Consider the following 23317-nt stretch of genomic DNA (forward strand, 5'->3'; position numbering starts at 1 on the left):
TTTGGATATTATGCCTTAGGTGATGGTATTTCGGCCATTCTGACCAGAAATCCTGGACAAATCAACCCGATTTACACCAAGAAACACCGATATCGACAACTTGACCTAAATTTTAACTGATATAACGGGGGAACTTCAAATTTAATACACCTTGCCACGTCAGACGCCTTTTAGTACTTTCATATTCCAAAATTGATGGGAACAAGATGTCCACTTGCAAAAAAATAGTAGTTAGTCTGCTTCTCACACTCCAGTTTCTGGGTGCTGCAGATCAATTACTCCCCAAAATGGATATTACACCGATTCAGGCTGGTGTGAGAATACACCTCGATTTTCAACATGTTTCCGTGGATCTGTGGCAAAGCATGCTTGAAGATCCTGAGCTATTTACAAAATATGGCTATGGCCTTGCAGGGGCACCCGGTGATCCGGCCCTGCCCATGACAACCCAGATGATTCCCATCAACTCAGCACATGATATGAGCATTGGAGCCATTCAACGCCAGAATGAAGTGCTTCAAAATATCCGACTTAAGACGGTTCCCCAAGGACATCTGGATTCAGATCCACCCCTGGTCACCACAACACTGTACAATGGATCTCAATCATCAAGTTCACTGCATGAGACATTGATGCTGGGCGACCCCGTAGTCATGCGCGGTCGGCAGTTCCTTCCGGTTACCCTTCATCCGGTTGACTTTGACCCACGTACACACGACGTTCAAGTGCCCCTGATCATCGAGTTTGAATTACTCGGGGTTCAAGTGGGAGATGATCTGGAAAGTTTTGTTCAAAACGGTATGCGCTCAATCCTTCCCCCAACTGGACAATTTCCCCGGAAAGGCCATTACCTAATTATTACACCTCCTCTCTATGAGCCCTATCTCCAACTTTTGACGGTCTGGAAGCAAAGAGCCGGCTTTGAGGTCACCGTGGTAACCACCTCGGTAACAGGTACATCCAGAACGGCCATAAAAAACTATATCCAGACTGCCTGGGAAACCTGGGAGAGTCGTCCCGATTACCTGCTGCTTATCGGTGATTCTGATCAGGGAATGCCAGGTTTCTATATCCAGAATACCTGGGGAGACAATCTTATTGGCGATCATCCTTACACGCTGCTTGAGGGGGATGATACCTTCCCAGAGCTCATGGTGGGTCGATTATCCATCGATACCATCTCAGAATTAATTACGTTTACCTCCAAAATTGTTCGATATGAGAGTACACCCCCCAACGATCAACCCGCCTGGTTCGAGAGAGCCTTGATGATTTCAACTACTCTTGGGGCCGCTTCAGCCCAGGCCACAAAAGAATGGGTGGCTGACAAACTGATAGCTAATGGCTATAGTCAGATCTATAGTGCCTACGCACCAGAAGTAAGTTCCCCCAGCGCGATATCCACCCCTATCAATCTGGGCGTGGGTTTTGTTAATTATCGTGGATTTGGATACTACACAGGGTGGGCAGGTCCAGATTTTACATCTGGTGATATTCGTGGATCGATCTACAATGGTGGGAAGACGCCTATCATCACTTCAGTGGTGTGTGGTGGTGGCAACTTTGCTGCCATAGACGACCCCTGTTTTGGTGAAGTTTGGACACGTATAGGAACGGCCACTGTCCCCAGGGGAGCCGTAGCCTTCTTTGGCCCCAGTGAGTTGTATACCCATACCCAGTTTAACAATGTCATAGATATTGGTATCTACTCCGCCATCTTTGATGGAGGGGTTCAAACTCTGGGCGAAGCCCTTTGGGCAGGCAAATATGAACTCTGGCGCAACTATCATCAAAATACCTACTTTCCCTTTGAGCAAACTGCTGAATTCTATCATCATATCTACAATCTCCTGGGAGATCCCGGAATGCAGATGTGGACAGCCATTCCTCAATTACTCAATGTGGTCCATGAGGATACCCTCTCTTCTGGACAGAATTCAGTTGAAATAATGGTTTACGGGGAAGATGGCTCCCCTATCAGCCAAGCCTATGTCTCGCTACTGGGTACCAATAATACCATTGGGAATTATTCTGATGTCAGTGGCAGGGTAAGTTTACCGGTTGACCTGGCTGAGGTCGATGAAATGAAGCTGACTGTGACTGGGAAGAATCTATATCCTTACCTGGTCACCCTTCCAGTTCAGGACGGTCCAGAGAGTCTTGCTATGGAAAGCTGGACCATGAACCCCGACACACTCCTGGTCGCCGGACAATCAGCTCCCATGGAGCTGCACTTCTATAATTATGGTGAAGCCATGAATAATGTGGAATTCTCATTTTCCTCAGAAACAACGGGCATCAGCCTAAGCAATCAAGTTGTCCTGGCATCAATTCCCGCCAATAGTGCACTAGACCCCATCATCATTCGTCTCACTGCTGACCCGGAGTTGAAACATGGCACAACCTCAATCATTCAACTGGAGGTAGTGGGTGGATCTGAGACCTGGAACTGGCAAAAACATGTGGTTGTACAGGCACCAGAAGTAGATATTCATGATTTTCTGCTCCTCAGTGGGAGTGTGAATGCTGGAGATTCAGCTCAGTTTGCAATTGAACTCATCAACAGGGGCGGGGCCTCCTCCAGTCCCCTCAGCATTACCCCTCTGGACCATGCACTTCTATCCTTTTCTGGTGCTCCATTGACATGCCCGGAGCTGGATATTGATGGGATCGGTGAGACAGAAAATGCTCTAGATGTGGTTTTTAGTGATCAGATATTTCCAGGAGAGTCCCTCACGGTTCAGTTTGAATGCTCAACACCCACAAGGACTGATACCCTGGAGGCGACGGTCTCCATTGGAGATGTGATTCGCTTTGGCCCATCTCAAACTGATGATTATGGGTATCGCATGTTTGATGAATTCGACTTGAGTTTCTCCAAGGCCCAATCCTATGATTGGATGGAAATTAATCCCAGCCTGGGCGGTTCAGGTTCCATGATTGGTATTACAGACAATTTTGAAGAAGCGGATGCCTCAACAGTTATTCCTTTGCCCTTTCCAGTTACATACTATGGTGAGGTGTATACAAATATGACGGTCTGTTCCAATGGCTGGGCTGCTTTTGGTGCTCACAGCGTTGTGGACTTTCACAACAGGATTATTCCTTCGCCAATTGGTCCCCCGGCCATGCTGGCACCCTTCTGGGATGATTTAGTAACTGGGGCAGGAGGGGTCTACCAGTCAACTAACGGAGATGATGGTCAGTTTATTGTGGAGTGGAGCCAGGTAAACCATCTATATATGCAGGATAGACTCGCCTTCGAACTCATTATTTTTAATACAGACCTGTATCCTACTGATTCAGGTGATAATGATATCAAATTTCAGTATAATCTTTATGAAAATACGGATGTGTTGGCAAACTTTGCCACCATTGGTATTGAATCTCCTGACAGCAGATCCGGGCTGTTGGCCACCTACAACAATGTAAATGACCCCAGCGTGGCATATCTGAGAAATAACACTTCAATCCTTTTCTCCACTGACAGGGGTGTTCGAAACCACGATGCCAGGGTATCTTTGAGTACCACAGATATTCATTTTCAGCAAAATCCCTGGAGTTCAGCGACTGATTCCATCATCATTACGAATACCGGCGAAACACCAGTGGCCTTTGCCATCACACCAGTTGAAGACTCCAACCGGATGATTCAGTACAACCCAGTTGTTTTTGATCCATCCATTTCCAAGGAGACAGCAGATCCTCCCCCAGAATCCAGAGTATTGCGCGATGGAGCTGATGCGTATGGACATTACTGGCAGTGGGATACAGATATGGAGGGTCCCATTTTCACCTGGTATGACATCGAAACTCCTGGGAATCTACTTGCATGGATGGGCGATCCTGATGACAGTAGTATTGGTCCGCTGTCTGTGGGATTTGAGTTTCCATTTTATGATGACATATATGAGGAGCTGTTTATTGGCAGCAACGGCACCATTAGTTTTGAAAGCTCCTTTTCACCCTGGATGAATTCTGTATTGCCCAATCAAATGAGTCCCCCGGCAATGATTGCCCCCTGGTGGGATGATCTAAATAACGATCAGGACCCCAATGGGAGTATTTACTTCTGGACCAATAATAATGATCAATGCATCATCACCTGGAAGGATTTTCCCAAGTGGGGCACGACCCAGTATTATACGTTCCAGGTAATTCTGCACAAAATTGGTATGATTAAAATCCAGTATCAATCCATGGATGAGTCTACCTCCTCAGGAACCATTGGCATGCAAAATGGTGAACGGAATATTGGTTTGACCATACATCACAATGAAACCACACCTCTCATGTCAGGGTCCGCCCTCGCTGTTCTGCGACCTGTAGAATGGTTTTCGGCTTCAAATTGGTCAGGCCGGGTTGATCCCGGTGAAAGTGAAGCATTTATTGTTGATGTCTCCGCAATTGGGTTACCACAGGGTCACTATGAGTTTCCCATGCGCATAGAAACCAGCGCACCTAATTTTCCCAGCGCAATCATCACCGTATCCATGGATATAGCTGCTGGTGAATTACCCTGGGGGGATGTGAATCAGGATTATCAGGTCAATCTCAACGATGCCATCAGACTGGTTGAATATGTCATCGTCCATGAGGAGATGACACCTGAACAATTCTCAAGATTTGATCTTTCCGAGGATGAGCACGTGGATGTGGTGGATATCATTCTCCTCATCGAAGCAATATTGAGTGCCCCTTAGGTTGATGGACATGAAGATATGGATCAAACAAGATTTCAAGGTTCCCAGTAGGTGGCTATTGCCCCTGTTCTTGATCCTCTGCATCGGCCTGCGAACGGGTCAACTTCATGCTGAGGTTCGTGAGGGCGAAAGTGCAATCTACCACCACGTAGGAATCGCTGAGTTGGCTCTTGCTCCCACATCCACGCTCAATTTGACAGATTCCATGACCCTTGAGACCTGGATCAAACCTGATGGATGGGGGGAGGGACCAAACTATCTGGCCACCATTTTTCACAAGACAAGTATCTGGTTATTTATTGTCCAGAATCATAATACAGCAAACGATAGAAGTTTAATCCTACAACTCAGGCACAATGCAGGGGTCAGCCATACCTACTCAGAGCTGGGGTCCATTGTATTGGATATGTGGACACATATTGCAGTCAGTTATAATGGAACCAACAGTGAAGTGACCATGTTGATCAATGGTATCACCCAGAATGTTTCGCATATTTCCACCCCGGAGGGTCCCATCAGGGATAATGGCGCAGAGGCGCTTCGCCTGGGCTCTGTTCAGGGTGGAATCATGGGGTTTATGGGGGTGATTGATGAGGTGCGTATCTGGAATGAGGTGCGAACTGAATCGGAGATCATTCAAAACATGAGTTCGGTTCTCACCGGGCATCCCGCAGGACTGCAGCTATATTGGCCTATGAATGAGGGCGGAGGTGACAGTCTTCATGACATGAGTGGAAATGGGAATGACATGAGAATCTCCGGGGTAGATTGGACCTACGGAACACCTTTTCATCCCACATCCGTAGAAGATCCCATTCCCCCTGCAGTTTTTCCTGAGACTTCGAGTCTGACGAATAATTACCCCAACCCCTTTAATCCGGGTACAGCCATAAGTTATACACTGGTTGAAGCAGTGGATATCAACCTGACTGTCTACGACATAAAGGGCGTGGAGGTTATGAGACTTGCATCAGGTTATCATGAAACAGGTCACTATACAGTTTACTTTACCCCTGAAAATCTAAGCAGTGGAACCTACTTATATGTTCTCGATGCTGGTTCATTCAGGGACGTGAAGCGCATGGTATATTTGAAATAGCTGGTCCATATTAACAACAATAATCAGGGGCTTCTCCCTTGACGTTGTGCCTGGGCAATCCCATGATCGTGGAACATATAGTGGTTGTCATTTATATCTACATGCTGTAGGAATAACTTGACATTCTATGCACTAGGAATTCTCGTAAATAAACCATATCTTTAAGAAATATAATATATTAGGTCCATCAATTTCATCTGGCACGTAATTTGGACATTTATATATGACCCCCTTATTCCATGTATATGGGGAATATGGTCAGCCAAACAAGGAGAAACTGTATCACGACTCCTGTAGATCAATTAAATACTCTCAATTTCAAAGCTGATCAGGGTATTCATAGATGGATGGATCTAACCAGGGAAAACGCTAATTATTATGGATAAAAATACAGCCACTCCTCACCATTCTGTGTTGGTCATGGATGATGACGAATCAATCCGCGACCTACTCATTTTTGCACTTGAAGATGAAGGTTATGAAGTCTTTAGTGCAAAAGATGGTATTGCGGGAATGGCACTTTTCAAACAACATGCAATAGATCTTGTTATTACCGATATTATCATGCCTGGCAAGGAGGGCATTGAAATTGTTCGGGAAATAAAGCAATACCATCCTGAAACAAGACTCATTGTCATGTCTGGCTTTGATGGAATTGGACAGAATGATTATTTGAAGTATGCAAGCTTGTTTGGGGCAGACCAGACATTTAGAAAACCATTTGATATTCATGAATTTATAGGTTGCGTAAGAGATTTGTTGAGTAAAAAATAGGGAATGAGAAGAACCCGTGATGCAGGTCTATGGGCAAGAAGCTTCGATCGGGCTCCTGAAAAGATGATTCATATGTCAAAGTGAACCAATCTTCACAGAATACATATCAATGTGCTCCTCGTTACGAACCTGAATATAGAAGCTGGGAGCTAATAGAATTACTCATGTTGTAAGATGAGTTGGATGCTACCATAGAACTGTTTATTTTATTGATGATTTGAATCCTACCCATCGTCAGAAGATTTTTAGGAAGTGAGAAGCGTGCAAAGTACATCCAGATTTGAGATTGCTCAGGTTGCGGGTCACCGACTGGCCTACAGTCAACGGGTTGGGACAGGTCCCACCATTCTTCTGGTTCACGGGATCACTACTTATCGATTCATCTGGCGCAAAATGATTCCACTTTTCCCCCTGGAGTTTAACGTGATCGCTCTGGATCTATTGGGCTGCGGAGATTCAGACAAACCCCTTGAGGTATCCTATTCACTCAAGCAGCATGCGCTTCTCGTGAAGGAATTCACGGATGTGCTAGGTATCGATAAATTTCATCTTGTCGGTCATGATGTGGGTGGAGGAATCGCTCAGATATTTGCAGTAAATAACCCGGATCAACTCCATAGTCTCACGCTACTTAATAGTGTAGGATACGATTTCTGGCCAGTCCAACCAATTATTGCCATGAGAACCCCCATAATTCGACAATTCGCCATGGCCACCTTAGATCTCGGTACATTTAAATTAATAGTCCGCCGTGGGCTTTTCCATAAAGAGAATTTGACTGAAGAACTTATGGAGCATTTTTGGTATCCCATGAAATCCAGGGAAGGACGTAAGGCCTTTTTGCACTTTGCCAAATGTCTGGATAATAAGAACTTACTTGATATTGAGTCAGCCCTGACAAAATTGGATATACCCACACTTATTATTCGTGGAGATGCAGATCCCTATTTGAGCGAGAATATAGCTCATCGTCTGAATGCTGGAATACCATCCAGTAAATTAGTTCTCATGGAGAAGGGTAGCCACTTCATACAGGAAGACCTTCCAGAAGATATAGTAAATGCAATCACGGACTTGGTTCTAGCATAATCATGCCTGTTAAAAAACAACTTAATAAATCTGAACTCCTGTTAGAGCTTGAAGTTTTAAGCCAGGAAAATCAGATGTTGTCCGAGAGAGCTGGGGAGATTCTTTTCCTGCAACAAATAGGGGACACATTAGCTAATTCTGAGGATGAAAAAGAGATAATTCAAGATGTCCTGGAACGTGTTTCAGTCTTTCTCGATATTCCCTATTGTGCTTTTTGTGAAGCGCATGATGATAAGGTAGAAATAAAGAGTTCATTTATAGCCACATCAAACAAATCCATGGATAATGACAGGGTCTCCATTTCTCCAGAATTAGTGAATTTAATCAAGGGGAGTCCTCATTTCATTTCTGAACATGATGAGGGTAAGCGAGGAATTCAATTAGATCTCACCCATCATGATTTTATGGCTGAAAATATCATTCTAATTCATACAAATATGGTTGATCATCCACCCGTGATCTTCCTTTTTGCAGATGATGCCCCCGATGCTCAAAGTTTGTCAAGTAAGTTGGTCGTCATTCAAATAATCATACAAAAAACCACTGCCAAATTTGACAACCTGGCACTGCATAGGAAGTTAATACAGGTAAATAATGAATTAGAAGACCTGGTTCAACATAGAACTGATGCTTTCCTTGAAAGTGAAGATCACTTCATGATGGTCATAAATCAATCACCCAGTGTTATTGAGATATACAACCTTGAGGGCTTGCAGATTGATGTAAATGAAGCCTATGAGAAGCTGTGGGGCTTTCCAGCCAGTACCACCCTGAATCAGTTCAATGTACTTCAGAGTGAGGAAGTCAAGAAATCTGGATTACTGGATTATGTAAAACGAGCTTATGCAGGAGAATCGGTGGTGGTGCCGGAGTATCGCTTTGATCCTACGGGAAAGACTGAGGCCCGGGGAACCGGTAGAACGCGATGGCTCAGCACCAGGATTTATCCTCTCAAAGATTTAAGGGGTAAAGTCAAAAATATTGTCATAACCCATGAAGATGTAACGGTTAAGAGACTTGCAGCAGAAGAATTGTTGGAAAAAGAATCCCTCTATCGGGGACTTTTTGCAACCAGTATCGATGGCATATGCATAGTGGATAAAGATGGTGATTTTATTGATACAAATCAAGCGATCCAGAGCTTGATGGGCTACTCTAGAGAAGAGTTAAACCGACTGAATATAAAAAATCTGGTTCACCCAGATGATCAGGAAAAATCAGCAAGATATATAAAAAGATTAATTCACAAAGGTTCCTATAGCGGATATGAAGGACGGCTCATTTCGAAAAATGGTGATGTTCACCATGTTGAAGTAAACTCAATAGCAATACACGAGAATGGTGAATTTTTGGGTTCCCATGACATCATCAGGGATGTCACGGAGCGGAAAAAATCTGAAGACGTTCTTCGGAAATCTGAAGAACGTTTCAAGATTATTTTCGATGAAGCCCCTGATGCTTATTACTTAGTGAATTCTAAGGGTGTATTGATAGATGGAAACAAAGCCTCTGAAAAGCTTCTGGGATACAATAAAGAGGATCTGAACGGTAAGAGTTATACGAAACTCAATTTATTTCAGTCTAAGGACCTCCCCAAAGTTGCCAAATTAATGGCACTCAACGTTTTGGGTAAATCGACTGGACCTGATGAATTTACCCTCGCCAGGAAAGACGGTGGTTTTGTTGATATTGAAATCAGTACACGCCATGTACGCATTGAGGGAAAAACGCTCATTCTTGGAATTGCCAGAGATATCACCTTACGTAAACAGGCAGATAAAAAACTAGTAGAGAGCGAAGAGAAATATCGGTTGATCGTTGAAAATGCCAATGACGGCATTGAAATCAGCCAGGATGATAAAATAATCTACTGCAATTCCCGTTTCGCCGAAATGTTGGGGTATTCCGTTGATACTTTAACGGGTGAATCCTTCGACAGGATATTCACTGAACAAGCCAAACAGGATCTCATAGAACGCAGTAGAACTACGAAATCCAAGAGAATTAAGACCGGCACTTATGAAACCACATTTCAACAAAAGGCCGGCAGCATCATTGATGTTGAGGTCAAATATGAGATTATCGATTTCAATGAAAAACCGGCTACTTTTGCCATTGTCAGAGATATCACAGCCCACAAGCAGGCTGAGAAGATACTAAAACAACAGAATGAACGGATGAATGCAGTCCTTAGAACCACCAAGGATGGTTTTATTCTCGCTTCCACTGAAGGTAGAATCCTTGACGTGAATCATTCATACTGCAAAATGACGGGATATTCCAGAGACGAATTGCTCAATCTGAATATAAGTGCCCTTGAAATAGAATTATCGAAAACGGAGATGGATGAAAGAATAAAGCGTATGGTTGAACTGGGTGCTGACCAATTCGAAACCAGACATAAGAGAATTGATGGTGTCGAAATAAATCTTGATGTGAGTATAACGGTACTGCCGGATCCAAAAGGCCCGCTGGTGGCAGCATTTGTGAGAGATATCACGGAACGGAGGCGCTCAGAAGAAGAGATGCAGAAACTCGCAGCTATTGTGACCCACAGTAACGAGCTTATAAATTTAGCCACACCTGATGGCAGCATGGTTTTCCTGAATGAATTCGGTTGCAAAATGCTGGGTATAAAACCCCTTGAAATAAAGACCTCGAACATCATGGATGTTATTCCCAATCAATGGGTAGGGATGGTTGAGAGAGAACTTCTACCAGCCCTGATGGAAAAGGGGAGTTGGGAAGGAGATCTGCAATATCTCAACAAAAAAACAGGTGAAATCACAGATGTGCACGCAAATACATTTTCCATCAATGATCCTAAAACCGGAAAAATTCAGTTTCTGGCTAACGTTTCTACAGATATTTCGGAGCGAAAGTTGGCAGAACGATTACTTAGTGAATCACAAGCTGTCGCACATATCGGATCTTATGTATTGGATATAGCAAGGGGTTCATGGGCATGTTCGCCTATCATGGATGATATTTTTGGAATTGATAGCAACTACAAAAAGGATATTCCTGGTTGGCTGCAGATTACTCATCCAGAGGATCAAGCAATGATGCATCACTATTTTAATGAAAATGTTTTAACTAATCATGAGTCTTTCAATAAAGAATACCGGATAAAAAGATTGGAGAATGAAGAAGAGCGCTGGGTATACGGATTGGGAAAACTTGAATTGGATGAAAATGACAATCCATTAAAAATGATCGGAACCTTACAAGACATCACTGAACGTAAACAGGCTGAAGTGGAACTTGAGCGAGCGCTTAAACAAGCTCATAAAGCCAATGAGGTCAAGGACCAATTTATCGCCAATATTTCACATGAGATTCGCACTCCTCTTAATAGTGTGATTGGATTTTCAGATCTTTTGAAGACCAGATTTGGAGATCATTTAGAGAAGAAGGAGCGAGATATATTTGGATATATTACCACTGCCGGTAGTCGTCTGATGAAGACCGTGGATTCCATCCTCAACATCTCTCAATTGGAAGCAGGCACCATTACTATACAGCCCGTTGAGGTTGATCTGGTTCCTCTGGCTCGATCAGTGGTGGAAGGCTTCAGATCCATTGCTTTGGAAAATCAACTTGACCTTAGCATGGTTACAAAAGAGCTTGAAGCGATTATTTTTGTGGATGAGTATTGTATTCATCAAGCTATTATGAACCTGGTAGACAATGCGCTAAAATATACTTTTGAGGGCGGTGTTGAACTCAAAATAGAGCATCGAGCAGATCAGTTGACCCTTTCAATAACGGATACAGGTATTGGCATTGATAAAGCCTATCAGGCACGACTTTTTGAACCTTACACCCAGGAGAGTGAAGGCTATACAAAAAGATATCAGGGCATTGGTTTGGGGATGGCTTTAACAAAGCGCTATCTTGAATTAAACCATGTTGAGCTTGAACTTAAGAGTAAAAAGAACGAAGGCTCAACTTTCACAATGATTTTTCCATTCCACAATGAGGGTAAGGATGGCAATAAATAAAGACAAAATATTGATTGTAGAGGATGATAGAACTTCACAGTTATATTATTCCACAATCCTCGAAGATGTATATGATCTTACAGTAGCTCCCACGGCAGACAGTGCCAGGGAGGCACTTGAACAGGATGAATTTAAGTTGGCCATTATTGACATTGCGTTACCAGGTGGAGAGGATGGAACCAGTTTGATAAAGTGGATCAAGAAGGAATATTCCGACAAACTCCCTCTAGTCGCAATTTCAGCTCATGCTTTCCCGCAACATCGTGAAGCGGCACTCGAGGCTGGGGCAGATGAATACTTCACCAAACCCATATTAAGCGGCAGGTTAATTGAGATAATCCGGCGGTATATTCAAGATAATGAGCAGGTTGGGTAAGTATTATTTGTGTTATCACATTGTATAATCGGGAAGTGGGACTTATATAAAAAGATCTAACCCCAATCATCACCAACAGTAGTAAGATTGAGGTTAGTCTTTAATGTTTATGTCAGGAAAGATCTAGGATAAAATTTTACCCCACTTGGCAGTTCTCCAACGAGCTACATGTTTTGGCCAATCATAATCGTTCTTGTTTCCAAAACCCTTTGTCCAACGATAATATTCCGGATGATTCTCATCGATGAAATCAACATCATTAGTCAGGTTAATTGTTTTTGCAACGATTGGTCCAGTCAGTGTGGCATCTTCAATATTCAATTGACCTGCACAATAGATGGCACCTTCAATATGGGTTCCGGCTTGAATGTTAAAACTTGTGTAGGGGTTGAGGAGTACAACTGCTGGTACAGCATCCGTGTCATCTTCAGGTACTGGTGCTTTAATAATGTTGTCATTACTAAAAACAATATCATTACCTAGAAAAACCAGTGTGCTGTTTTCCAAATCAAGACCACTAATATCTAAATTATTACCCAGAAAAATATGGATTCCTTCAACCTGGAGTGAGCTTTCTGACCATGACTCCTGGTTTCCATGGTGAACAACAGCTGTATTAAGTAAGAAATAGCCATAATTTACTATGGGTAATTCATCAAATTGTCGAATGTCATGTTCCTCTGCCACATCTGCTGTATATCCGCCTGTATTGATGGGGTTATTTGAGGATATTGCACGATCGAATGGTGTATCTGAACTTAGATCCAGTAGAATCTCTGTTTCCATTTGATAATTTTCAACGGCAACTGAGAGAATATTGAGTTGAGGATCCCATAAGGTTGTAATACCACCGGAACTATAATTCACAAGGGAATCCCTTCCGGAGTTAATTCGCCATAAAGCTTCATTGATTGAAGATTCCATTTCATATTGGAGTTTGATGTTATTGACTGTTTCCATAGATGCTGAACTGGACAAATAAGAAACATTCAATACTGCCACCCCAGTAAAGCTGAAAATTACGAATACCATCAATACGGCTACTAACATGGTGCGAACTCCTTTTGCGATTCATTCATGCATTATGTTAGCTATGGGGGGGTATTTGGATATGAGGGTATACCTAATATTGACGGGGGATTTCCCCCATTCTTTGGAAATTTTTAAAATAAAGGGTGAAATGCACCACTCAGGGGGAGCATCTGATAATAATGTGGGATATCCCCCATTATTTAAAGCTGTTGAGGAAAAGCGTGGTATATGGAGTGTTGGTTGTTGAAATCTGGTTTATCGTCCATGTCTAAAAAAAATCGATGGTTCAAAACAATCTTGCTCATGGGGAATGATTATTGACTGGAGGAAGTCAGGGGAGTGACTAAACGTTTTGATGTTTTTTCTTCCAGGACTTGGTTTTCCAGCGGCCGATCTGCTTGGGCCAATCATAATGTTTCTTGCCCTTGAAACCTTTATGCCAGCGATAGTGGTGGGGATGCTCAGTGTCTCTGAAATTAATGTGATTTTCGAAGTCTTCACCTGGCTCCAATGAAATGGCATTGCCTACAATAGGTCCACTGACCTGACCTTTTTTGAGAACTATGGTACCGGCAGTATAGATGGCTCCAATTATGACGTCTTCTTTCTCATAATGTTTTCCCTCAGCTTCAATTTCGAAGTAGTTGTCAGGATTTGTAAAAACCAGAGCAGGCATGGCATCGGCGCTGTCAGCTGGTAATGGAGCATCGATATTGTTTCTATCTGTAAAGTCTATGTATCGCCCCGTGAATACCAGGGTGTGATTGGCAAGATTCATGTTTTTAAATTCGATATAAGAGCCAGTAAAGATATGGATTCCGTCTGCCATCTCATCATCATCACTATGTTTACCCTTGCCCTTCCCACCTTCAAACTTGTGAAAACTCTCTGGATGTATGGCTACGGCGTTGTCGGTAAAGTAGTCTATGTCAACCTCAGGAAGGAAAGTGAAGAAGCGACTGCGATTCTCTTCATCCACATTAGTCTCATAACCATTGGTATTGATGGTCTCATCAGAAGCCAGGGCCCTATCGAAATGAGTGTCCTCAGAGAGATCTAACAGGATCTCAGATTCCATCTGGAATTTGTCAACTTTCACTCTGAGAATATTCAGCAGCGGATCAAATGAAGTTTCAATACCGTTGGTATTTATGTTAATGAGACTGTCAGGACCGTTATTCATACGCCAGAGGGATTCGTTGATTGAAGATTCCATTGCATATTGTAGCTTGATGTTGTTAACAGTCTCTGTTGAGGTAGAGGTTGAGAGATATGCCACATTGAGCACTGCCACCCCGGTAAAGCTGAAAACCACGAACATCATTAATACGGCAACTAACATGGTACGAACTCCTTAGGACTTTTGCGCATGGAGTATTTTACATATCTAGTGATTTTCCGATATGGGGGATTACCTGATAATGATCCGAAAAACTCCCCTTTTATCCGGGAGAGTTAGAGACAAAATATTACCTTCTTGATGCTTGGTGATTGTAGAGATAAAACAAAATCGGTATCTCAAAATCCTGCTGGGAATCAGAGATACCGATGTTTATGGGGGACAATCTTTGAGAGATTTAAAGTCTTACTTCAATCGTCGTTATTGTGGTGTGGGTCAGACTAGTTCCCACCACTGAAAACGCCAGATTGGTTGAGCATGCGATCTGAACCTAGAACCCTGCCACCAGCACAGGACAGTGTAAAGTTATCGCCGGTTTCACTTACATAGGTAAAGGAGTCGTCAGAAAAATATTTTCCATTCAATGCACCGGTGACTTTATCATTCCAACTAGCCCCAGCAACTGGTACTGCAGTCGCTTCAGTGGGATATTCACCATTTTTGCTATAGTAAATACGCAATTGAGTACGAAGACTGGTCAGACTTGCATCTGCTTCACTTAGCTTGGCCATGGTGTCATTGGAAGTGACAATGGGAACTGCAATTGCGGAAGAGAGCGCAGCGATGACGATGACAATCACGAGTTCTACCAGAGAAAACCCATCTACCATTCTTGAAAAACCTGCTCCAACATTTGAAATACTACTAAACTGTTTTTTTGGATTTGTAATCATCTCACCACTCCTTTATGCATTTTTTGCTTGGACCATGTTACAAAAGGAGACCTAATTAGATATGGGGGAATTCCTGATATTGGATGGGGAAATACCTTAATTGGTTCAATTGAACCAAAAAAATGCAACATGAAACCACCCATGCGGGGACCTATTATTTAAAGCCGTCCAGCTCCTTAGTTAGGCCATACCTGCAACAAAGATCTGTGGATGTTGAGATGGGAATCGCTGTTAAATGATCGCAGGAACCAGTGATCCAAATTGAGAATTAGCTTGATGACTAAAATGACAATCGATAGGAAAGCCCCTATAGCAAGGGACATGTAGCTGAATCGGAGAAGCTCATACTTCTTTTTCAAAACGACTCCGATTTGATATAAATCCTGTACCATCAATCGACGAGCTGCTTCGTTGTTATTGACAGTATCCATCATATAGTCAGTATACTCTTGCTGGGTGAATGATGCAAAAAAGCCAAAAAAGAGCGGATTTGGCATTTGTGAGGGCTGGGTATAGACGCGACCACGTTTAAAACGTGGCAAAACAACCATAATGGCCAGAAAAAATGAGATAAAAACAGTCAGGGCTAGCGCACTGATAGGGAAAAAATACCTATCGTCCATAAATTCTACCGAAAACATCTGAGATTGAATAACTGAAAAGAAAATCAAAGCAAAGCCTATGATTATGTTTGCCTTTTGATCAGCGATCATACTCCAGGTCACCTGGTGCTGTTGTGCCGTACGTAGCGTGTGAATGATGTCCTGCTGGCTACTTGGATCAATTTCGACAGGACTCTCGGTATCTCTTATTTTGTCCATTATCTTGCATTCCTATATTATCTCATCCTGTTGCATTTCAAATTAATCTCTCAATACATGATAAGATAGGTATTAATACTGCAAGTGAATGCAACAGGGGGTTAAGAGCTACTCAATAGTGTTGGTGCACCCTGTTAGTTTCAAACATATACTAAAACAGTTTTTTTACAGCGTATTTGACGAATATTACGAAATAGCCTTAATTATTTTCGTGAATATTTTTCTTTCAGCCTGACGCCACAAAAGAAGCTTTGAATTATATATCAAAAACCCTAAATAATATCCCTCACAACGCGATGAGCATTATTCATAGAAAAGAGGTACCAATTCATGACTGCCACCAATAACATAAATACACTCAGGGCCAGACACATCGCTATGGTCCTCTTCTTGTTGATCTTCTCAGCTGCAACTGCGTATGCTGGTGAGCCAAGATATGACTATCGCATCGATTTGAATACTCTCGAGAAGAATCGATTTGAGGTAGAACTATTCTGTGAAGATTTTAGCCAGGATACACTCGTCTACCATTTCCCGTGGATTATTCCAGGAACCTATGAAGAAGCCAATTACGGAAAATTTATTCATAAACTTACTGCATATGATCAAAACGATGAAATCATCAAGGTCAAAAAGCAGGGAAAAAATACATTTGTTATTACACCAGCTACCAACATCAAATCCATCAAGTACTGGGTCAGCGCTACCTGGGACAGCAAGAACCCCTGGACCATCTGGCCTATGGCTGGTACTGGTATTGTAAAAGATCGGGTATTTGCCATAAATGCAGGGGGCGTATTTGGTTATTTTTCCGGACAGGAAGAACGAGCAGTAGATATGCAATACGTTTATCCCCAGCACCTCTATGCCATGACCATCCTGGACCAGGTTTCTATATCAGCAGGAGAGGTGTCCATATCAGCCGCGGACTACCATGAACTCATTGATAGTCCTATCCTCTTTGGGCGACCTGATACGTCAACCTTTTCCATACACGGCATGGATGTAGTGGTTGGTTTTGCTCATGAAACTGATGATACAGAACGGGCCCCCCTCATTACAAAAACGCTTGATGCCTCTATGGCAGCCATTGGATCATATATTGACAGTCTCCCGGCTGAGGAGTACGCCTATCTCATTTATTACTCAAATGAATATGAGTTGGGCAAAATCCTGGATAATCAGAGATTTCTCATTCTTAAAGGAATCATCTATCTGATTCGCAATGGTCTTCCCGTAGGCGGTGCCCTGGAACACAATAAATCATCATTTTATTACCTGCCTGACCCGGGACCAGGATACACCGAAGCCATATCTGAGGTTATTGAAGATATAGCGATCCACGAGTTTATGCACATCATAACCCCCCTCAATCTCAGGACCCAGCACATCCACAACTGGGACTACACAGATCCAGTTCTATCTAAACATTTATGGCTATATGAAGGGGTTACAGAGTATATGTCCATGATTATTCAGGCAAATGGCGGCATACTCACACCCAAGGATTTCATTGTAAATCGTCTCCAGAGAAAAATTCGAAATGGAGAAAAGTTCCCCCTCGACAAAATGAGCTTTACTGAAATGTCCGCTGGGGTCCTGGAAAAACCATACAAGAAAAGCTATAATCAGGTTTATCAACGTGGTGCCGTACTGGGAATGTTACTGGATATAGAAATTATCCGCCTCACTGAAGGGAGGAAACGTCTCATCGATGTGATGTACGAACTCATAAACGACTATGGACCGACAAAACCCATGGAAGAAGACAGGGTTTTCGAACTGTTTACTGAGAAAGTGCATCCCGATCTCAGAGACTTTTTCACAAAATATATTGAGGGTCGTGAAGCCTTGCCCTACGCTGAGATACTTCAGCATGTTGGCGTCACCTATGAAAATGATACTACCCTGTCTTTGCCACGTCATCCCTTAAAGGACTATAAGGGTAAATACACAAATATCGCCATGGCGGGAAAACGGACCATTAAAAAAGTCAGTAGGAAAGACGAGATCGGCTTGCAAGCAGGTGATAAGGTAGATCGAAACTTTTACCTTGATACCTACTTTGACGATTTTGGTAATCCCTTGCCAGAAGGTATGAAGGTGACCTTTGATGTGGAAAGGGATTCAACAAATATCACTCTCTATGATGTAATAAGTTATAAGGAAGAAGAGGTTTCTCATCAATTAAGGATCATGAGGGAGATGACCTCTCAGCAGTCCAAATATTTTAATATCTGGCTGGGGTTTGAAGCGCCTACAGCTGCAGAATAGTTGGAGAGTACCTTCGGGCTGATTAAGATTCCATGGAAAACATAGCTTGTTTCCATTTGGAGGGGAGGGGCAATTATGATTAGAATAGGTTTGAAAATCGCATTGATGTGCATTTTGCTTCCACTTGCTGGAAGACAGCAGCTCATTGCTCAAGGGATTACCATTTTTTATGAGGGCAACAAATCAATTCGAAATTGCAGGGTAATAGGCGTGTCAGAACTGCAGGTTAGCATTGAGTATGCACCTTTTCTCCCCGGTGTTTATATCAATAGGAATTTGACTCTGGACTCTATCACCGGATTTCGTGAATTCAGCCGATCAAACAAATATTCTCCCTACCTCATGCTACTGGGAGGCTACATTGGAGTGAAGTATTTCATGAAGGAGACGGTTCCCCGATCAGAGAAAACTTTAAGTGAAAGATTTGCCACCTGGTTGGATGAACCTGTCAACTTTATGACCAGCGTGTGTGTTGGTGGGGCGGTTGGGTACATGACAGGTTATATCTTGCTCGGGGGAAATCGTGAACTGGTCCTTTTGGATAAATTATCAATCACAGAAAAGCAAACTGCTCTTACAGCTCACATTAAACCCTCAAGGCGTCTGGGGCATTCAGGGGAGTAGTGACAAGCAGAAAAATCACGCCCTTCCACGACCAAAAATCAATGCTATCGTTATGTATAAGCAATTTTTAAAGTATATTGCTGTGATTCATTCTTAATGATAACAATAAGTGTGGAATTATGGACGAGCATGTAGATAAATCAAATATTTCTGGAGATATTGACCCCTTATTTCTTTCACGTCTGGAAGATTTGGGAGGATCAAAATTAGCCACGGAACTCGTCGATATGTATTTAATTCGAGGATATCAGCTTCTGGAAGCCATCGCTGCTGGATTTGCAGCACAGGATTTCTCAGTAGTAAAAAATGCAGCCCATTCACTCATTTCAAGCGCAGGGAATCTGGGAGGAAAAAAAGTCTCTACCCTGGCAAAACTGATTGAAGCCGAAGCGATTGAGGAACAATTAGATCAACTGCCAGAACTTTTAGTCAATCTCAGAGCCGCACAAAAGGCCTTTCAGCAATATTTAAGAGGAGCCATCGAGAAGATATGAAAAGAATAGCTATCGTAGAGGATAATCCAGATAATCTCATGCTAGCTGAAGCCATTCTTGGGTCACTATACGAGATTGTGAGTTATGAGAATGGGATTGATGCTCTTGCAGGCTTGCCAGACGCCAATGTTGGTCTGGTTTTATTGGATATTTCTTTACCGCGCATGGATGGCGTCGCTGTGCTGGAATCAATGCGTCTGGATGACAAGTTAAAACATCTGCCCGTTATCGCCCTGACTGCCCATGCCATGGTCGGTGATCGAGAGAAGTATATGGAGAAGGGTTTTGATGAATATTTCACCAAACCCATTGTTGATTTCAATGCCCTCATCGAAATGGTTGAACGCATGATAGATACGGTCCACTAAAGGGAATCTACCTTCATGTTGATGCTGGCTGAACTTCTCTTTCTGCTCACTTCGCTGGTACTTCTTGTTTTTCTGGTCATCCTGGGTGAACTTTTCCGACTCCACGTTCAAAGGGGTTGGTATATCATCATAGCAGCCTTTTCCCTGCTGTTTATCGGTGCTTCGATCGAATACTTCGACAGTTTTGACCACAGCTCTCTGGCTGACACCCTGAATGCTCCCACCATTCAAATTGGCGTGAAATATTTTGCAGGATATGCCATGGGATTGTTGCTGCTACTGGTGGGGCTTCTTCTGTGGGCACCCACTGTTGTTGCATCTCGAGAAAGGTATCTCCTCAGAATTAAGAATAGCGAGCGCCGCTATCGTCTCCTTACGGAAAATGCAAGTGATATGCTCGCTGAGCATGAACTGGATGGGAGCTTCAGTTTTGTAACCCCGGCGTCAACGTCAATTGTAGGATATACGGCTGATGAGCTCGTCGGCCATTCAATCTATGACTATGTGGACCCGGAGCAGTTGGAGTTTATCCAGAATGAACATAGACGAATACTTGAGTCCAATGACCCCGTCCCAGTCACTTATCAATTTCGCCACAAGGCAGGACACTATATCTGGTTGGAATCTTCCACCAGAATCTACCAACCCTCTGAAGATGAAGAACCCAAGATTCTTTCCGTGAGTCGTGATGTCTCAGAGCGGGTTGAATTTGAAGCGGATCTTCAGAAACTAAATACTTCCCTTGATGAGCAACAACGTCGGGTTCGCCTACTGTATGAGCTCTCAGCCAGCACAAATCTCTCCATTGAAGAGCAATTGGAAGCCACTCTAACAGCCGGTCTTGAGAACCTCGGTATGGAACTGGGGATAATCAGTCGAATTCAAGAGGAAGAATACAAGGTATTGCATGTCTATCCGGAATCGGCTGGACTGTCACAGGGGCAAATTTTTGACCTGGGAGATACTTATTGCAGCATTGCTCTGATGGCCAAAGATATTGTTGCAATTGATGAAATGAAATCATCTGAATTCTCATCCCATCCATGCTACGCTGCCTTTAACCTTGAATCCTATATAGGGGTTCCCATCACCGTTAATGATGAAGCCTATGGAACGCTTAATTTTTCACGCTCTACACCCAGGGATATTCCATTTACTGAGTCTGATCATGATTTTGTGCGATTAATGGGGCAATGGGTGAGTCGAGTCATCGAGCAGGATAAAGCCACAAAGAAATTGATTCAGAGTGAGGAAAGATTCAGAGCGCTCGTGCGTTCTGCAGTCGTAGGTGTCATTACCATGGATGCCTATGGCACCATTGAAAGCTATAACGATGCTGCCCAAAAAATCTTTGGATATACCCTGCAGGAAGTTTGGGGTAAAAATGTCAAGATGCTCATGGGACCTGCCGAAGCTCAGGGTTATGATGACCACTTAAAGCGTTTCCGAGAGGCCAACTCCGAAGGAACCATCGCTGAATCAAATGAGTTTGTGGGAAGACGCAAAGATGGTCGGGCTGTCTATCTTGACCTTGGGTTAAACGAGGTTCGGACGGAAGGAAGCCACTTCCTAACAGGCACTTTTCGAGATATTACGGAAATGAAAAAAGCAGCTGATGATTTAGCCAATGCTCATCTGCAGCTTAAAAGTGTTTTTAATTCTGCAACCCAGGTTGGAATTATTGCCACGGATCTGGATGGTAAAATTACCATTTTCAATCCTGGTGCAGAACGCATGCTGGGATACAGCAGTGATGAAATCATAGGTAAAGAATCTGATATTTTCCATCTTGATTCTGAAGTGAAACAACGGGCAAGCGAGTTGAGTCGAGAACTTGGTCGCCCCATTAGTGGATTCGATACCTATGTTGCCCTGGCGAAGTTGGGTGGCTATGCTGAAAAGGAGTGGACCTATGTTCGCAAAGATGGCAGCCAACTAACGGTAGACTCAGCTGTGACTGCTACCCGCGACACCTCCGGGGAAATAACCGGTTTTCTGGGAATCGCCCTTGATATTACTCAAAGGAAACGTGGTGAAGAAGCCCTCCGATTGGCTAAATCAGTTGCTGAAGAAGCCAATAGGACCAAAAGCGAGTTTCTCACGAATATGAGTCACGAGCTACGAACCCCATTGAACTCGGTGATTGGATTTTCAAACATCATTTTGAGAAATACTGAATCGAAGTTGACCGAAAAGGAAATTACTTACCTGGAAAGAATTCAGGCCAATGGCAAGCACCTTCTTGAATTGATCAATGATATCCTTGATCTTTCCAAAGTTGAGGCAGGCAGTATGGAACTTGAAATAGTTAGCCTCAATGTGGGAGATTTAATCCGAGATCTCGTTGGTCAGGTTGAGAGTCAAGTTGCTGAAAAACCTGTTAATCTTGTTCAAGCGCTTCCCCAAAAGATAGTTAATATTCAGACTGACCCGGGCAAGCTCAAACAAATTCTACTGAATCTGCTTTCAAACGCAATAAAATTTACCGAGGAAGGGGAAGTCACAGTTGAAGTGGTGACAGATCCGGTTTCAAATCGCCCTGTTTCTATTGCTGTCATAGACTCAGGGATAGGAATCCCCGAGGACCGCATCGGTCATATATTTGATGAATTTGAACAGGTAGACTCCAGTACACAACGCAAATATGGTGGCACAGGATTGGGTCTATCCATTAGCCGTGCGCTGTGCGACCTCATGGGGTATAGCCTTGATGTTGAAAGTGAGGTAGGCAAAGGGTCAACCTTCAAAATATTAATACCCCTGGATGATCCAGTGGCACAGATTGAAGAATCCATCCGGCAAACCACACGCTCATCAGATCGAGGCCCAGGCTCGGTCTCAGATGAAAGCTTTAAAGGGAAGCGCATCCTCCTGGTTGATGATGATCCAGATTCACTGACACTCCTTTCACATTACCTGAAGGATACAGAATGTGAGCTTGAAACAGTAGCTTCCTCTGCAGCAGCCATGAAAGCAGTGAAACGACAAAAACCTGATTTAATCACATTGGATCTCAGGATGCCAGATGAGACCGGGGAGGTTTTTCTGGCAGCACTCAGAGCAAAAAAAGAATTCGCTGATATTCCAGTAGTGGTGGTGAGTATCGTGGCCCGTGAAAATCGTGGCAAATTACCAGGTGCTACTGATTTCGTGCAAAAACCAGTAAATCAACATGACCTCATATGGGCCATCCGCCGAAATATTCAAAAAGCACCGTGCTGTGTGTTGCTGGTAGAAGATGATCCAGACATGAGGGATCTCATCTCTGAATACCTTTCCGATCTTCAAATTGAACTCAGAACTGCTGGAAATGGACAGGAAGCACTGGATATTCTTGAAGATTATGTCCCTAACTTGATACTACTGGATTTAAAAATGCCCGAAATGGATGGGATGAAATTTCTTGAAGTGTTAGAGAATGGAACCAGTCAGACCATGCCGCATGTGATGATCATTACAGGCAAGAATTTAAGCTCTCAAGAAGAACTCCTGATAAAAAATGGAGGCATCACTATTATCAGGAAGGATCAGGATTTTGAAAAAGAACTCAGACACCAAATGTTAAACATCTTTTCAGAAAAATAAA

At 43.2% G+C, this 23317-nt stretch carries 15 protein-coding genes; 11 read left to right on the forward strand and 4 right to left on the reverse strand.

Translation table 11 applies throughout. From position 1 onward, the window contains the following. The first annotated feature begins 206 nt into the window (after positions 1–206). From ISR87_10450 to ISR87_10475, 6 genes are all read left to right on the forward strand, one after another. Positions 207–4703, forward strand: a complete 4497-nt coding sequence (locus tag ISR87_10450; GenBank protein ID MBL7025865.1) for a hypothetical protein — start codon at positions 207–209, stop codon at positions 4701–4703. Between the two features lie 10 nt (positions 4704–4713). Continuing rightward, entirely contained in the window at positions 4714–5802 is a 1089-nt protein-coding gene (locus ISR87_10455; protein ID MBL7025866.1) for a T9SS type A sorting domain-containing protein, read from the forward strand. 378 nt (positions 5803–6180) lie between these two features. Further along, a complete protein-coding gene (locus ISR87_10460) occupies positions 6181–6576 on the forward strand; it encodes a response regulator (GenBank protein ID MBL7025867.1) in 396 nt (131 codons plus the stop codon). A 261-nt stretch (positions 6577–6837) separates the two neighbouring features. Continuing rightward, positions 6838–7665 (forward strand): alpha/beta hydrolase, encoded by an 828-nt coding sequence (locus ISR87_10465; protein MBL7025868.1) that lies wholly within the window; start codon positions 6838–6840, stop codon positions 7663–7665. Between the two features lie 2 nt (positions 7666–7667). Next, positions 7668–11669 (forward strand): PAS domain S-box protein, encoded by a 4002-nt coding sequence (locus ISR87_10470; protein ID MBL7025869.1) that lies wholly within the window; start codon positions 7668–7670, stop codon positions 11667–11669. Then, positions 11656–12045 (forward strand): response regulator transcription factor, encoded by a 390-nt coding sequence (locus ISR87_10475; protein MBL7025870.1) that lies wholly within the window; start codon positions 11656–11658, stop codon positions 12043–12045. Before ISR87_10470 ends, ISR87_10475 begins: the two co-directional genes overlap by 14 nt. Before the next feature lie 123 nt (positions 12046–12168). Here the strand turns inward: ISR87_10475 and ISR87_10480 are convergent, their stop codons facing one another. The 4 genes from ISR87_10480 to ISR87_10495 all read right to left on the reverse strand — a co-directional run bounded on the left by ISR87_10480 (position 12169) and on the right by ISR87_10495 (position 15971). Beyond that, on the reverse strand, positions 12169–13095 hold the full coding sequence (locus tag ISR87_10480) for a hypothetical protein (GenBank protein MBL7025871.1): 927 nt from the start codon (positions 13093–13095) through the stop codon (positions 12169–12171). Positions 13096–13420: 325 nt separating this feature from the next. Continuing rightward, the gene (locus ISR87_10485) at positions 13421–14419 is read right to left on the reverse strand and encodes a hypothetical protein (GenBank protein MBL7025872.1); all 999 of its coding nucleotides are present in this window, start codon (positions 14417–14419) and stop codon (positions 13421–13423) included. Positions 14420–14697: 278 nt separating this feature from the next. Continuing rightward, entirely contained in the window at positions 14698–15150 is a 453-nt protein-coding gene (locus ISR87_10490) for a prepilin-type N-terminal cleavage/methylation domain-containing protein (GenBank protein MBL7025873.1), read from the reverse strand. A 176-nt stretch (positions 15151–15326) separates the two neighbouring features. Then, positions 15327–15971 carry a hypothetical protein gene (locus ISR87_10495; protein MBL7025874.1) on the reverse strand — a complete coding sequence of 215 codons (645 nt, stop codon included), beginning with the start codon at positions 15969–15971 and terminating at the stop codon, positions 15327–15329. Between the two features lie 330 nt (positions 15972–16301). Here ISR87_10495 and ISR87_10500 point away from each other — a divergent pair, with 330 nt between their 5' ends. The 5 genes from ISR87_10500 to ISR87_10520 all read left to right on the forward strand — a co-directional run bounded on the left by ISR87_10500 (position 16302) and on the right by ISR87_10520 (position 23316). Then, positions 16302–18245 carry a hypothetical protein gene (locus ISR87_10500; protein MBL7025875.1) on the forward strand — a complete coding sequence of 648 codons (1944 nt, stop codon included), beginning with the start codon at positions 16302–16304 and terminating at the stop codon, positions 18243–18245. Positions 18246–18320: 75 nt separating this feature from the next. Continuing rightward, positions 18321–18869: a hypothetical protein gene (locus tag ISR87_10505; protein ID MBL7025876.1), complete on the forward strand. Its 549-nt coding sequence runs from the start codon at positions 18321–18323 to the stop codon at positions 18867–18869. 119 nt (positions 18870–18988) lie between these two features. Then, on the forward strand, positions 18989–19363 hold the full coding sequence (locus tag ISR87_10510; GenBank protein ID MBL7025877.1) for an Hpt domain-containing protein: 375 nt from the start codon (positions 18989–18991) through the stop codon (positions 19361–19363). Beyond that, the gene (locus tag ISR87_10515) at positions 19360–19731 is read left to right on the forward strand and encodes a response regulator (protein MBL7025878.1); all 372 of its coding nucleotides are present in this window, start codon (positions 19360–19362) and stop codon (positions 19729–19731) included. The genes ISR87_10510 and ISR87_10515 overlap by 4 nt, the downstream gene beginning before the upstream one ends. Before the next feature lie 15 nt (positions 19732–19746). Then, complete coding sequence (locus ISR87_10520) at positions 19747–23316, forward strand: PAS domain S-box protein (protein ID MBL7025879.1); 3570 nt, start codon at positions 19747–19749, stop codon at positions 23314–23316. Position 23317 lies beyond the last annotated feature (1 nt).

It is taken from the genome of Candidatus Neomarinimicrobiota bacterium (genome assembly GCA_016784545.1).
In the GTDB taxonomy this organism is placed as follows: Bacteria; Fidelibacterota; UBA8477; order UBA8477; family JABMPR01; genus JABMPR01.